The organism is Lutibacter agarilyticus, assembly GCF_900188235.1.
GTDB classification, from domain to species: Bacteria; Bacteroidota; Bacteroidia; order Flavobacteriales; family Flavobacteriaceae; genus Lutibacter; species Lutibacter agarilyticus.
Map to the genome: position 1 here is coordinate 209,727 of NZ_FZNT01000009.1, position 16,198 is coordinate 225,924.

Genomic DNA, 16,198 nt, shown 5'->3' on the forward strand with positions numbered 1-16,198 from the left:
AAGTATGAAACAGACCATTTACAGCCTAATATTACTATTTTTTTGTTTTAGCATACAGGCTCAAAATTTAGGTGAAATAAATCTTGAAGATAATTTTCAAAATCCACCCAACGAAGCAAAAGCAAGAACTTGGTGGCATTGGATTAGTGGAAACGTTTCTAAATCTGGAATTACAAAAGATTTAGAAGCAATGAAACAAGTGGGCATTCAAGAAGCACAATTGTTTAATGTACACCTAGGTTTTCCCGAAGGTCCCGTAAAATATATGTCTGAAGAATGGTTAGAGCTATTTCATTATTCAGCAAAAGAAGCACAGCGTTTAGGCTTAGAATTAACGTTTCATAACAGTGCCGGTTGGTCTTCTTCTGGAGGTCCTTGGGTAACGCCAGAAAATGCCATGCAAACCGTAGTTTTTAGTGAACTTACTGTTGAAGGTGGAAACCAATTTCATAGCCAATTACCAAAACCTAAAACAAAATTTGATTTTTATAAAGATATAGCCATTGTAGCATTTCCAAAACCAAAAGATTCTTTAAAAATTGATGGTTTAGATTATAAGATTTTATCAAATAGAATTAGAAATCACTTATTGCCAGATACCAAAGAAATTTCAGAAGCTGCCATTGTAAAAAAAGAAAGCATTATTAATATCACTTCTAAGTTCTCTAGTGAAGGTGTTTTAGAATGGAATGTACCAGAAGGTGAATGGATTATTTTACGAATTGGTCATACTGCAAACGGCGCAAAAAATAGACCTGCACCAGCGGGTGGTCAAGGTTTAGAGGTCGATAAAATGTCTAAAACCGCTTTGGATAAATATTGGAATGCTGGAATTCAACCAATTCTAAATAAATTAGGCGATTTAGTAGGAACTACGGTTAATAATTGTTTAATTGATAGTTATGAAGTTGGTTCACAAAACTGGACTACTGGTTTTGAAGATGAATTTGAAAAATTAAGAGGCTATAGTTTACTGTCTTATTTGCCAACCTTAGCAGGGTATTATGTAGATAGTGGTGAAATTACTGAGCGTTTTCAATGGGATTTTAGAAGAACTATTGGCGATTTAATTGCTGAGAATTATTATGGTCATTTTTCAGAATTATGTCATAAAAACAATTTAAAATTTTCTGTAGAACCTTATTGGGGACCTTTTGATAATATGCAAGTGGGTGACAAAGGAGATATTGTAATGTGTGAGTTTTGGAGTGGAGGCTATCCGTTTTTCGATTCTTCAAAATTTGTGTCATCCATTGCGCATTTAAATGGAAGTTCCATTGTGGGTGCAGAGTCTTTTACCGGAATTGGTGGTTGGGACAAACATCCTGCAACTATAAAATCTATTGGCGATAAAGCTTGGGCTGAAGGTATTACACGTTTTATTTTTCATACCTATGTACATCAACCTTGGGATGTTGGCCCAGGAATGGCGCTAAGTTACCACGGTTTTGATTTTAATCGTTTAAATACCTGGTGGACACAAAGTAAATCGTATTTAGATTATATAGCCAAATCACAATACTTATTACAACAAGGAAATAATGTGGCAGATGTGTTATTTTTCACGGGAGATTCTTCTCCAAATACCGCATTTTTATTACCAGAACTTAAAAAATCTGGGTACGATTACGATTTAATTGGTGCTAATAAATTGGCTGAATTAAGTGTGAAGGATGGAAAAATAGTGACAAAATTTGGGGTTGCTTATGAAGTGTTATTACTGCCAAAAAGCGATTGGATAACCGAAAAAACCTTAAAAATAATAGCGTCTTTGGTTCATAAAGGAGCAAAAGTAATTGGTGCAAAACCAACACAATCTCCAAGTTTAACCAATTACCCACAAAACGATGCTTATATTAAAACCACAGCCCAAGCGCTTTGGGATAGTAATTTGATTCAAAATATTTCCGTAGAAGAATTTCTAAATAATAACAAGATTTCTCCAGATTTTTCTATTGAAGAAGGAAATGCAACGGACATCAGTTTTATCCATAGAAAAACAGCAAATGCAGCTATTTATTTTATTGCCAATGCAAAAAAAGAAAGCACAACCTTTACAGCTCGTTTTAGAATATTGAACAAGCAACCTGAATTGTGGAATTCGGAAACTGGAGAAATTAAAGAATTAGCGGTTTGGGAAACAAATGCCGACGGCACAACTAGCATTCCGTTAACTTTAGATAGTAAAGCTTCTGTTTTTGTGGTTTTTAGAGAGAATTCAGCAAGTGAAAGTCATATTGTAAAAGCGAATATGAGCTTAGAAAAACCCAAAGCAGTTGCCTTATCCAATTTAAAAATAATAAAAGCTGAATATGGAAATTTCTTGCAAGAAGGTTTAATAGATATAACAGATAAAGTAGTTAAAGAAGTACATAATGGAAAGTTAAATTTTCAAATGTCTAGAGGTTTTTGCGACTGTGACCCAGCAATGGGCTATGTAAAAGAATTCCGATTAGCATATCAAATTGGTGATGAAATCAAATACATTCACGCAGAAGAAAGAGAGTTTGTTACGATTGATGCAGGGGATAAAGAACTCAAGATAATTTCGGCAATATTTGGTAAATTTAAACCTGAAACCAAAGGTGTGCCTAAAAACTTTGAAGCTTTTGATGTTACTGAAAAGATTAAAAAACAGGTGGTTTCTGAAATTTATAATATCAAAATTTCAGATGATTTAGTTGAAGGAAAAACACTAAAAAACAACAATAACTTCCTTAAAATAACTTTTGAAACAGACGGAAACACAAGAACTTCAATTATTTCTGAAGGAGAATTTTTAAATCTTAACAAATCTATTTCTTCCTCAGAAATTTATATAGAAAAAGGAAATGCAATATGGAAAACGCCTTTTTCAGGTAATTTGTCTTACAAAACAAATTTAGGCACCTCAAAAAGTGTAAAAGTAAAAGTTCCAAAACCAATAGTGCTTTCTGAAAACTGGGAAGTGACTTTTCCTTTACAAAATGGAACTTCAAAAAAGAAAACATACAAAGCATTAACTTCTTGGTCTGAAGCTTCAGAAGAAGAAATTCAACATTTTTCAGGAACGGCTATTTATGAGAAAAATTTCAAATTATCTAAAAAACAGGTATCTAAAGAAAATGCGTTAGAATTAGATTTAGGAAGTGTAGGTATTATGGCTGAAGTGATTATAAATAACCAAAAAGTAGCCACACTTTGGAAAGCACCTTTTAGAGTTGATATTACTGATTATGTAAAAAAAGGGGTAAATAATATAAAAATTAAGATTACCAATTTGTGGGTAAACCGATTGATTGGTGATGAGAACTTTTTGTTAGATTTTGAACGTAAAGGAAATAAAATGAAAAGTTTACCAAATTGGTTGCTAAATAACACAAAACGTCCTTCAAAAAGAACAACTTTTCCATCTTGGAAACATTGGGGGAAAAATGATGAGTTGTTAATGTCAGGACTTTTAGGACCTGTGAAAATTAATGTGCAAGTTGTAAAAAAGTTAAAATAGAAGAATTAAACCATATACCATAAAATACAATGAAGAATTTAAGTTATGTAGTTCTAATTGCCTTGATAGTATCAGCATGTGGAAATAATGAAAAATCTAAGATTGCAACCTCGCAACCAGAAAAACCAAATGTATTGTTTATTGCGGTTGATGATTTAAACAATTGGATAACACCTATTGATAATTATTCCAATGCAAAAACACCTAATTTTGATAGGCTAGCACAAATGGGTGTTACTTTTACAAATGCTCATTGTCAAGCACCATTATGTGGGCCTTCAAGAGCTTCATTAATGACAGGTTTACGTCCGTCAACAACAGGTATTTATGGAATGACACCTGATAATAAAATCCGAAGAGAAGAAAATTCAGCAACAAAAGACATTACTTTTTTGCCAGAGTATTTTGAAAATAATGGTTATCATACCATGGGTATTGGTAAATTATTTCATATTCATGCACCAGATAGTCTTTTTAATGAATCTGGCGGACGAGTGAAAGGGTTTGGACCTTATCCTAAAAAACGTTTTGTTTGGGATGGCTTTGGTAAAGGAATAAAAGGTACACACGGAAGAACAAGTACAGACTGGGGTGCATTTCCAGAGAATGATACATTAATGCCAGACCATCAATCGGTTGATTGGGTAGTAGAGCGATTGCATAGAAAATATGACAAGCCATTTTTTATGGGCTTAGGGTTTTTACGTGTACACGTTCCGTTGTATGTGCCACAAAAATGGTTTGATATGCATCCGTTAGAAAGTATAAAAACACCGCCCTATTTATCAGATGATTTAAATGATATTCCTCCTGTTGGAATGAAAATTAATGATTTACCTATGATGCCTTCAACAGAGTGGGCTATAGAAAGTGGAGAATGGAAGAAAATTATTCAGGCTTATTTGGCTTGTATGAGTTATGTAGATTATGAATTAGGTAGAGTTTTAGATGCGTTAGAAAGTAGTGATTATGCAGATAATACCATTATTGTTTTATGGTCTGATCACGGATATCGCTTAGGAGAAAAAGGAACGTTTGCAAAACACGCCTTATGGGAAACTGCAACCAAAGTACCTTTACTATTTGCTGGGCCAAATGTACCTAAAGGAAAAAAGATTGATGCACCGGTTGAAATGCTTTCAATTTATCCAACGCTTCTAGAATTGAGCGGTTTACCTGCATACAATAGAAATGAAGGTATAAGTTTAGCGCCAATGATGAACGATAAAAATAAAGAAGAAGGAGCGTTTGCTATTTCTACCTTCGGAATGAATAACCATACTGTAAAAATGGATGGTTATCGTTATATTCAATACGAAGATGGAACACAAGAATTTTACGATCATAGTACAGATCCAAACGAATGGACTAACGAGGCTGCCAATCCAACATATAAAGAAAAAATTGAAGAGATGAAAAGGCAGTTACCAATCGTAAATGCTAACTGGGATCCACAATCATCTTATACTTTTCAACCGTATTTTGTAGAGCAAAAAGCAAGAACTAGTGACGGAAAAGTAGTTCCTGTTAAAGTAATAGGAGCAGATCATTAAATTATAACCATTTAAAATAGCATGTTTAAAAAAAGCATAATTTTAAAAATTTTAATCATAGTTCAAATTGTATTGTTTCAATCTGTACAAGCGCAGTCGTTAAAACATCCTGTAATTTGGGTAACTGAAGATGAAAGAGAAGCCATTTTAGATAAAATTGAAAACTACGATTGGGCAAAAAGTGTTGTGAATCAGTTGCACGAGCGTGTTGACCCTGCACTAAAAATACATGAAACAAATCCGAATGCTATTTTAAATACAATACCTGATTTTGCCAAGCACGATCGTGAAAATTCTGAACAAAAAGCAAGCCCTTTAGCAGCAAAGCACAATAAAGTGTTAGCACTTGCTTCAGAAGCAGGAATGTTATATTATTTAACTCAGCAAGAAAAATATGCCCAGTTTGCTGCTGATATTTTAGGGTATTATGTGGATGTAATTGCTCCTAAAACTCCACAAACTACAACAATTTGTGGTTATGAATTTTTTGACCCTAGAACTACTTATGGACCATTTGCATTGACCTATGATTTTATTTACAATTATGTAAAGCAACCAAATGCAACGGTATATAACAAAGAAAAAGGTGTTAGAATTCCATTCAACAATGCAAAAGCACAAAAGGCAATTGCCAATATTGTTGGTAATGTTTTACAAGAATATGGAAAACCAGATAAGCATGGTAAAACCATATCTAATCATCCTATTTTAACAGCATCTGGAGCATTATTTAGTATACTATGTGTTGATGATGATTTTGAACGTAATCGTTTGTTTCATGTTTTTTGGGAAGAAGGAACTGCACATCAAAATTCATTCAAAAACACCATACTTCCTATGTTTGGTGAACAAGGAATTTGGCCTGAATCTTTGAGTTATAGTTTTATGTCTATTATAACATTGACCTTAAATATTGTAGATCGTGTGTATCCAGAAATGAATGTAACTAAAGATTATCAACATATTTTTAATGGAAATTTTTTATTTGATTATTTGAGATATCCAAATAGAAAGTTTGTGCGTTATGGAGATTCTAAACGAAATAACGACAGTACTGAAGATCTTTACAGGTATACTTTAAGTATTGCTGAAAGAAGGGATTATACAGATTTGAAGCAAAAATCACAAATTGCATTAAGACAGGCTTATGATACCAAAGGTGGTTATCAACCAGAACTTGATGATAATATTTTTAATAATTTTCAACCACTAGACTTATTTTGGGGACAACCTGTTCCTGAAAAAATTGAAGGAGGTATTAATTTTAACAAACCTACTGTTATTATAAAACATGCAGGTGTTGCTTTGCAACGTAATTTTGTTGAAAAAGACAACGAAATTTATGGGCTTTGTGGAATTATAGGAGGTGCTCACTATGTGCATTCACATGTTACAGGTATTGCTATGGAGTTATATGGAGCAGGTTATGTGATGGGTCCAAATGCGGGGCTTCCGGCTACTGTTGCTGAAAGAAAAATTCCGCTTCACGAAAATTATTTTAGATTGTATGCAGGGAATAATACCGTAGTTGTTAACGGTACATCGCATGGCTTAGATGAAGGTTCTTGGAAAGGAGGCGCGTATGTATGGCAAAATACAACGGTAAATATCGCTTCAGAACCTAAACATTTGGAAGATCCTATAAGTGAGAATTTTAGTTTTGCTACCCAATTTTTAAAAGATGAAGTAAATAATTGCGATCAGGAACGTACCTTAAGCACTATTAGAACCAGTGATAAAACAGCCTATTATTTTGATATGTTTCGTTCAAAATCTTTAGATGAAAATAAGTTTCACGATTATATTTACCACAATATTGGTGATGAAACAATCATAAAAAATGAAAAAGGACAGGTTTTAAGTCTTACTGAAACCAATAGTTATAAAACAGATATAGGAGATTTAGTGCAATCTCCAGGTTGGCGTTATTTTGAAAACACACAGGTTACCAAACCTACAAAAGAAGCTGTTAAGGTTACTTTTAAAATAGCATACAATGATAAATATATGCACATGTTTGTTCCAAAAGGTGTTGAAAGAGCATATACAAAAGCACTAACACCGCCAACAAGAGAAGCTGAAAATGGATATGTTACAAAGAAAACCCAGCTACTTGCTATCAGGCAAAATGGGGAAGCTTGGGATACACCTTTTGTAACTGTATTTGAGCCTTCAACAAAAAGCGAATCCAGTGTTCAGAGTATAGAACCTTTAATGGATGGCGCAAAAATTGTAGGTGCTAAAGTAGTTTCTAAAGTAGAAGCATTGACAATTACAGATTATATTATTTCACAAGATAAGTCGAATGCAGTTTATATAAATAAAGCCTTGAAATTAAATTTTGAAGGACGATTTGCTATTGTTCGTGTTGAAGAATCAAAAGGCAAGAAAACAACGAGTTTATATATAGGTGAAGGAAAAAAAATAAATTTTGAAGACCATAGTTTAGAAAGTGATTCTCAAAATAAAGCATTTAAATCATTTTAATTAAAAAAATAAACTGAAAATGATGAATTATAAACCTATTACAATTTTGGTTATCGTATTGTTAGCGATTACTAATTTGGGGCAATTGAAAGCTCAAAATAGTGAGCTTAGTATGTCATTCAATCAGTTTTCCTTTGATTTATACCAAGAAATAAAACTTGAAAAAGGAAATGTTTTTCTTTCGCCGTTGAGTACCTATTACGCGCTTTTATCGGCATACGAAGGTTCGGAAAATAAAACAAAAGCAGCGTTTGAAAAGGTGTTGTATTTAAAAGATTCAGCAAGCTCTAATTATGACAATTTGTATAAGCTGGAAAGTAATTCAGATAGCCTATTTGGTTTAAAAATTTCTAATGCCGTTTGGGTAGATAAAAGGTTTCAAGTAGAGGCGGCGTTTAAAAATGCTGTTTCAAGTAAATATTCTTCGGATTTTAAGCAAACCGAGTTTACAAATACAGAACAGGCTGTTTCAGATATCAACCATTGGGTGGCAGATAAAACAAATCAGCGTATAACAAACATGGTAAGTCCTTCAGATATAAATTCTGAGACAAAATTAATGATTTCGAATGCTGTTTATTTTAAAGGTGAATGGCTTAATAAGTTTGAAAAACGTAGAACAACTGAATCAACCTTTTTCACAGATAATGAAAATCAATACAAAGTTGATTTTATGAATATCACCGAAAACCTTAATTATTTTGAAAATGAATCCTTTCAATTTATAACTAAGCCATACAAAGATTCCGATGTATCGTTTTGTATCATGCTACCCAAAGAACTAGATGGACTTGAAACCATTGAAAACAATTTGAATGCCGATTTTTTCAATGAAATTTTAGAAAAAACAGCTACTAAAGAAGTGTGGCTCTCTATACCAAAAATAAAAATAGAGACGAGTTATAAACTAAAATCGGCCCTTACAAATATGGGTTTAAATACGGTATTTAATAATGAAGCCGATTTTTCGGGAATATTAAAAAATGAGTCATTAAGTATAGAGCAAGTAGCCCACAAAACCTATATTGATTTGAACGAAGATCAAACAGAGGCTACTGCAGCCACAACAACTAATGTTTATATTACAGGTTTGCCTTCATATAAAACGTTCAAAGCCGATCATCCATTTGTGTTTTTTATTGTAGATAACAAAACCAAGGCGATGGTATTTATGGGTAGGTATACAATGCCTCAAAATGGTAAAATAATTGATAAAGCAAATTTTGTAGATAATTTACTAAAAAGAAATAACAAAAAATTAGATTGGGGAGGGAATGATAAAATTTTGATTCTGATTGCTGAAGGAAAAAAATTGAATCGAGTTGATATCCAAGATGTGAATTTTAATGACATTGATCATTTGGAAGTTTATAAAAAAGAGGATGTTAAAAAATACACAACCGAGGATTATTATGGTGTTGTTGTAATTACCTTAAAAAAAAACAAAAAAATCACTAAATAATACACGAAATCAAATGAAGCAGCAATTTTTAAAAATGTTTGTTTTGAGTCTGGTTTTTACCGTTAGCGGAATTTGCCAAACAACAACGCAAAAGAATGTTAAAAGTCAGAATCCAAACATATTATTCATAGCAGTAGATGATTTACGTCCAGAACTCAATTTTTACGGAGCAAATCACATCAAATCTCCTAATTTAGATAAATTGGCTGGCGAGAGTCTAATTTTTGAGCGTGCCTATTGCAATGTGCCTGTTTGTGGTGCATCCAGAGCTAGTTTAATGACGGGGGCAAGACCAACTAGAAACCGATTTATTGATGCACATGTTAAAAAAGACGAAGATTATCCTGAAGCAATATCACTTCCTTTACTATTAAAACAAAATGGTTATCAAACTATTTCTAACGGAAAAATATATCATTATGGAAATGATGATGCTAAGGCTTGGGATGAAATTTGGCAATCATCAAGACGTTGGCGTTATGCTTTTGAAGAAAACTTTGAGTTACGCCAAAAAACAGGGAGGGGGTTGCCTGTTGAAATAGCCGATGTTCACGACTCTATATATATGGATGGTAAGTTAGCTTTAAAAGTGATTACAGATTTACAAAAGTTAAAGCAATCTAATCAGCCTTTCTTTTTAACTATGGGGGTCGCAAAACCTCACTTGCCATTTAATGCACCAAAAAAGTACTGGGATTTGTATGATAGAAATGAAATTGAACTTCCAGAGAGTTATGTGCAGCCTGAAACGACACCAAAACAGGCTTTTCATAATTTTGGAGAATTAAGACAATATGAAAAAATTCCAAAAAAAGGTGATTTACCAGAAGAGTTGGCTAAAGAATTGATACACGGTTATTATGCCTGTGTTAGTTATATTGATGCGCAAATAGGTTTGGTGTTGGACGAGCTGAAGCGGTTAAATTTAGATGAAAACACCATTGTAATTTTATGGGGCGATCACGGTTGGAATTTAGGAGATCACAAATTGTGGTGCAAACATATTAATTTTGAAACTGCTCTTAGAACACCATTAATAATTAAAGTTCCTGGAAAAACAACTGGTCAAAAAACCGATGCTATTACTGAATATATTGATATTTATCCAACATTGGCAGAATTAGCAGGTTTAAAATCGCCTAATTCTGTTGAAGGAAAAAGTTTTGTACCTATAATTAACGGACAAAAATCTGATAAAAATTGGGCGGTAAGCAAATTTAAAGATGGTGTTACGCTAATTAAAGATCAGTTATTTTATACAGAATGGACAGATGATGCAGGTGTTGCTTATGCACGTATGTTGTTTGATCATAAAACAGATCCTTTAGAGATAGATAATTTAGCTGAAAAACCTTCATACAAAAATACAGTAGAAGCACTTTCAAAAGAACTTCGTGAAAAATGGGGCGAAGATTTTTTGAAATAATTTGAATCTAACTTAGATATTGTTTTTGTTTTAGGTGCTGATAATTAATTGTTTGTATAAAAAAATAATAGTTTAATAATAATGTTAAAAATGAAAAAAAATGTTTCAATACTTATTTGTTTTATAATAAGTTTCATGTTTTCAGTTTCTGGAAATTGTCAAAATCAACAAAAATCGAAACCCAATATCATCTTTATTATGGCAGATGATTTAGGTTGGACAGATTTAAGTTCATCTAATACCAGTTTGGATAATGGGTCTAAATATTATGAAAGTCCTAATATAGATGAATTGGCAAAGCAAGGGAAGTCTTTTACCTATGCTTATACACAGCAAAACTGTCAACCTACTCGGGCAGCACTTCATTCAGGGCAATATGCCACAGGACCACAAAACGGAGTGTATAATGTAGGTAGCCTTAAAAGAGCTTCAAAAGGAGATACTACACCTATCATTCCTCATACTCAAAACAATTATTTAAAAGAGGAATGTGTATCTATGTTTGAAACCCTAAAAACAGTTGGTTATCACACTGCATGGTTTGGAAAGTTTCATGCAATTAAATTGGGAGAGCAAGCTAAAAGTTATTTAGGTGTTGATTATAATTTGGCACTACATAAAGAAACTAAAGCTACCGTAAATGGAGTAAACGTTAAAAATGAATTTTTCGCACAAAATGATGATGCCAATGGTTGGACCTTTGAGATTGAAGAATTAAAACCTTATGCACAACCATACAATGCTACTTACATTAAAAATGTTTTAGAACCAATGAAAAATGGAAATGATCCATGGTTATTGGAAGGTACACCTAAGCACCTTACTGATGCCTTGGGTGATGCTGTGGTTGACTATATCAAAGACAGGTCGCAAGAAAAAGAGCCGTTTTTTGCATATATTCCTTTTCATGCAGTTCATGTAAGCATTCTTCCTCGTCCTGATTTAGAAGCTAAATATAAAGCAAAAACATCACAAGATCCACGTCATACAGATGCTGAATACGCTGCATTTGTTGAGCTTTTAGATCAAACAGTTGGGCGAATTTTAAATGCCTTAGAAGATCCTAATGGAGATGGTAATACCCAAGATGGTATTGCTGAAAATACACTAGTTGTTTTCTATTCAGATAATGGAGGTTTTATGGGACCTACTGATAACACCCCATTGCGTTTAAGAAAAGGAACATATTATGAAGGTGGTGTTCGTGTACCTTTGATTTTTAGATATCCAGGTGTTATTACACCCAATACAGTGAACACTACCCAAGAAGTTCATACCATTGATTTTTATCCTACGCTAGCCGATATTGCAGGGGTAAAACTTCCTGATCCTCAAATGCATGAAATTGATGGAAAGTCAGTTGCACCTGTTTTAAGAGAGGAAACAGAAGCTCTTAATGATAAAAAGGAGTTGTATTGGCATTTTCCAGGATATATGGATGTGCGAAACATGCCGCAATCAGTCATTCATTATAGACATACCAACAATCAGCATTATAAATTGTTCTATCGCTATGAAGATGACTCTTATGAGCTATATAATTTGAGTAAAGATATAGGTGAAAAAACCAATCTTTTGGAAGGAAAACCAAGCAGAGGAACGCTTAATTTAGCGAAGAAAATGAATAGTAAACTTCAAAAGTGGCTAATTCAAAGGAATGCTCCTACAGGAACTTGGGCTAAAAATGGAGAGAAAGTACCATATCCTCAAAAAAAAGGTATTAAAAAATATAAATAATAAATAATAAATAAAATGAATTTTAAAAATCTGTTCATAGGTTTTATAGCTTTGCTTACAATAGCTTGTAAAGATAATACTAAAGAAAACCAGCAAAGTACACAACCTAATCTCATATTCTTTTTAGCTGATGACCAAGATGTGTATGATTATGGATGTTATGGAAATGAGAAAGTAAACACAGCAGCAGTTGACCAGTTAGCAAGAGAAGGTATGCTTTTTAACAATGCTTTTACTGCACAGGCTATTTGCGCTCCAAGTAGATCTCAACTTTTGTCTGGTAAATACCCAGTTAAAAATGGATGTTTTGCAAATCATACCTCAGCTAAACCAGATTTAATAAGTGCAACAAAGCATCTGCGAAAATTAGGTTATGAAGTAGTACTTGCAGGAAAAAGCCATGTGAAGCCTTCTACCGTGTTTGATTGGGATAAAGAGTGGGAACCTGTACCTAAAGAAGGAGTACCAAGAGATTACATACCTTTAGATAGTATAGAAAACTATTTTAAAAACTCAAAAAAGCCTTTTTGTATGCTAATTGCTTCAAAATACCCTCATAGTACTTATTTTAAGGTGGAGAACGCAAATGCTGATGAAATCAAATTTTTTCCATTCAATGACGATAAAAAGAATGATCAGGAGTTTATTAATAAAAAAGCAGGATATTATAAAAGTATAGAAGAAGATGGTAAACAATTAGAAAAAGTGTTGCAATATGTAGATACATATTTAAATGAGAATACATTTTTTATTTACAGTGCAGATCACGGTGTTTCTGGGAAATTTACAGTTAAAGATATTGGTTTAAAAGTACCATTTGTGGTGCGTTGGCCAAATGTGATTAAAGCTGGTTCAATAGCTAATCAATTAATTCATTATACCGATGTGCTTCCAACCTTTTTAGATATTGCAGGAGGAAAAGCCACAGCAGATATGGATGGTAAAAGCTTTTTACCAATTCTTAAAGGAGAAGATATTGAAATTAATAAATATGTATATGGAGTAAGAACCAACCAAAATATTTTAAATTCGGAAGTTTTTCCTTCACGTATGATTCGTGATAAACAATATAAATACATTAGAAATTTTAATTCGTTAGAAGTTGTTGAACAGAATTTAACAGGAAAACCAAATGTAGATTACTTTATTAAAAGAGGAGCAGAGCATTTTAAAAATGAACCTTTTGAAGAATTATACGACTTACAAAAAGATCCTTTTGAACAACAAAATTTAGCCAAAAACCCAGATTATAAAGAGGTTAAAGAACGGTTGATAAAAGATCTATTTGTTTGGATGAAAGATCAAGGAGATTTTTTAAACAATCAAATAGGCAATATGCCCCTTATTACTTCCAAAGGAAATAAAGGTTTTAAATTAGATAAAGACACTCCTAGACGAAAAATACCTGATTCTATAAAGAATACCTTGAAAGAAGAAAATTATTTAATTATTAAACATTGGTAATAAATTATTTCATAAAAATACATATGATGAATTTTAAAAATAAATACATTTTAATTGTAACAACAATTTTAATTAGTTTTTCGTGCACAACGAAACAAAAATCAGAAAAAGCAGAGGCTTTAAAAAAGAAACCCAATGTTTTATTTATTGCCATTGATGATTTAAGAACTGAATTGGGGTGTTATGGAGCACCACAAGTAAAGTCGCCAAACATAGATCAATTGGCCCAAAATGCTCTTGTTTTTAACCGCGCCTATTGCAATGTTCCTGTATGTGGAGCTTCGAGAGCTAGTTTGCTTACAAGTATTCTGCCTACAAAAACACGTTTTATAGATTATAGAGCTAAGGCAGAAGAAGATGTTCCAAATGCTAAAACATTGCCTGGTGTCTTTAAAGAAGCAGGTTATACCACTATCTCTAACGGAAAGATTTTTCACTATAATAAAGATGTTCAGGATGCTAGTTGGAGTCAAAAACCTTGGATGCCAACAGGAGGACATGCTGTAAGTTATGACCCTGCAACTAAAGAAGTACTTATGAAATCGGGTAATGGTCGCGTATACGAAGCTCCAGAAGTGGCAGACAGTGTTTATCCTGATTATAAAATTGCACAAAAAACCATAAGTGATTTACGTGGTTTCAAAGAATCAGGAGAACCTTTCTTTATGGCTTGTGGATTTTTTCGTCCTCACATGCCTTTTTATGCACCTAAGAAATACTGGGATTTATATAATAGAGATTCTATTGAAATAGCTGAGAACCGTTATCTTCCTGAAAATGCTCCTAGTGCATTACGCGGTAGTGGCGAGTTTAAATCTTATAGTTTTGGAGAATATACACCTAATACCGATGAATTTCATAAAATGATGCGCCATGGATATTATGCTTGTGTTAGCTATGTAGATCAGTTAGTTGGCGAGGTAATTACTGAACTTGAAAACCTTGGCTTAGCAGAGAATACTATTGTTGTTATTTGGGGAGACCATGGTTGGCATTTGGGAGAACATGAGTTTTGGGGTAAGCACAATACCCTGCATAATGCCTTGCAAGTTCCTTTAATTGTAAAAGTACCAGGGAAAGCAACAGGTAAACATACAGAAGCTTTGATTGAAAGCGTTGATATTTACCCTACACTTTGTGATTTAGCCAATGTGCCTACACCTGATTATATTATGGGTGAGAGTTTTAAATCAATTCTAGATGATCCTGAACAGTCTTTTAGAGAAAACGCTTATGCACGTTTTAAAGTGGCAGATGCCATAGTTACTGAAGATTTTACGTATTCGTTGTATGAAAACGGAGAGGAGATGTTGTACAACCGTAAATTAGATCCTGAAGAAAATAAGAATGTTGCTGCTGATGCTAGCTACAAAAAGGTAATTGAACAAATGAGAAATGCGCTTAAAATAAAACAACAACAAGCAGTTAGTTATAAATAAACAACAGCGGTTATAATTTAATACGAAATAAGATACTTCAAGCAAAGTTTTTTTATATAGCTTTTCGATTAAATAAGCTGTTTATAAATACTTCTATGTTTTTTAGAGTGTGAAGTAACGTCTTTTTAATTTTCAAAGGAAGAAAATAATTTTTACTGTTCTAAAGTAAAAAATGGACAATTGTATAACCTATTTAGGACTTTAAATTCAGGAATTATCAATAATTTTATAAAATAATTTATTTGAGTTCATTATTAAAGAAACATCTGTAATGAATGTTTTTTTGAGTTATTATTTCAGTTTTTCAAAATTTATCCGAAATAATAAAAATGAGAAATTTTTAAAGTTAAGGTTTTAAGGAGAGATTCTTAAAAATGTTTTTTTAATAAAATAATAATTATTTTATTAATGATTTGGTTAAAAAAAGGAATCTGAAAGGATTCCTTTTTTTTTTTATTAGTAATGTAGATTGTTTTTATACAATGTTAATTATATGAATAATATTAAATTTAGTTATAATATTAGGTGTTTTTTTATGTAAAATCAAACTTTTATTTTCAATATGAAAGGATAGTACAGGACGGTTTTTGGGGATGAAGGGGCTAAATTTGTTTCTGATTAAAATTTAAAGCCTGTAAAAGAATAAAAATATTAGAGTAGTAATTAGAATTTCTATTTTAAATGGAAATATTTTACAATAAAAATTAATTAACAACAAATGAAAGTAGGATTATTTATACCGTGTTACATCAATCAATTGTATCCTCAAGTGGCAATTGCAACGTTGGAACTATTGGAAAAGCTAGGAGTTGATGTTTATTATCCAACAGGTCAAACGTGTTGCGGGCAACCTCTAGGAAATTCAGGATACGAGGAAGATTCAAAAGGTGCTTGCCAGGTTTTTGTAGAAAATTTTAAAGAATACGATTATATAGTTGGACCTTCAGGAAGTTGTATTTACCACGTAAAACATCATTTTGATATTTTAGAACAAACACCGGAAGTAATAAAAGTACGTAACAATGCCTATGAGTTATGTGAATTTATAGTGAAAGTATTGGGTAAAACTGATATTGGCGCTTCATTTCCGCATAAAGTAGGTTTACATAAAAGTTGTCATGGGTTGCGTGGCTTAAAATTGGG

9 protein-coding genes are annotated in these 16,198 nt (G+C 32.5%); all 9 read left to right on the forward strand.

Features of this window, described 5'->3' with window-relative positions; all coding sequences use genetic code 11:
* Positions 1–4 precede the first annotated feature (4 nt).
* The gene (locus tag CHB67_RS14750; RefSeq protein WP_089382562.1) at positions 5–3,487 is read left to right on the forward strand and encodes a glycosyl hydrolase; all 3,483 of its coding nucleotides are present in this window, start codon (positions 5–7) and stop codon (positions 3,485–3,487) included.
* A 29-nt stretch (positions 3,488–3,516) separates the two neighbouring features.
* The gene (locus CHB67_RS14755) at positions 3,517–5,040 is read left to right on the forward strand and encodes a sulfatase (RefSeq protein ID WP_089382563.1); all 1,524 of its coding nucleotides are present in this window, start codon (positions 3,517–3,519) and stop codon (positions 5,038–5,040) included.
* 21 nt (positions 5,041–5,061) lie between these two features.
* Positions 5,062–7,527, forward strand: a complete 2,466-nt coding sequence (locus CHB67_RS14760; RefSeq protein WP_089382564.1) for a hypothetical protein — start codon at positions 5,062–5,064, stop codon at positions 7,525–7,527.
* 19 nt (positions 7,528–7,546) lie between these two features.
* Positions 7,547–8,989 (forward strand): serpin family protein, encoded by a 1,443-nt coding sequence (locus CHB67_RS14765; protein WP_089382565.1) that lies wholly within the window; start codon positions 7,547–7,549, stop codon positions 8,987–8,989.
* Between the two features lie 34 nt (positions 8,990–9,023).
* On the forward strand, positions 9,024–10,415 hold the full coding sequence (locus tag CHB67_RS14770) for a sulfatase (RefSeq protein WP_245813565.1): 1,392 nt from the start codon (positions 9,024–9,026) through the stop codon (positions 10,413–10,415).
* Between the two features lie 135 nt (positions 10,416–10,550).
* Positions 10,551–12,152 (forward strand): sulfatase, encoded by a 1,602-nt coding sequence (locus CHB67_RS14775; protein ID WP_262494289.1) that lies wholly within the window; start codon positions 10,551–10,553, stop codon positions 12,150–12,152.
* Positions 12,153–12,167: 15 nt separating this feature from the next.
* The gene (locus tag CHB67_RS14780; protein ID WP_089382568.1) at positions 12,168–13,616 is read left to right on the forward strand and encodes a sulfatase family protein; all 1,449 of its coding nucleotides are present in this window, start codon (positions 12,168–12,170) and stop codon (positions 13,614–13,616) included.
* 23 nt (positions 13,617–13,639) lie between these two features.
* Positions 13,640–15,055, forward strand: coding sequence for a sulfatase (locus CHB67_RS14785; RefSeq protein WP_089382569.1), 1,416 nt, complete (start codon positions 13,640–13,642; stop codon positions 15,053–15,055).
* A 718-nt stretch (positions 15,056–15,773) separates the two neighbouring features.
* Positions 15,774–16,198: (Fe-S)-binding protein (locus tag CHB67_RS14790; protein WP_141119729.1), on the forward strand; the 425-nt coding region annotated here is incomplete at its 3' end.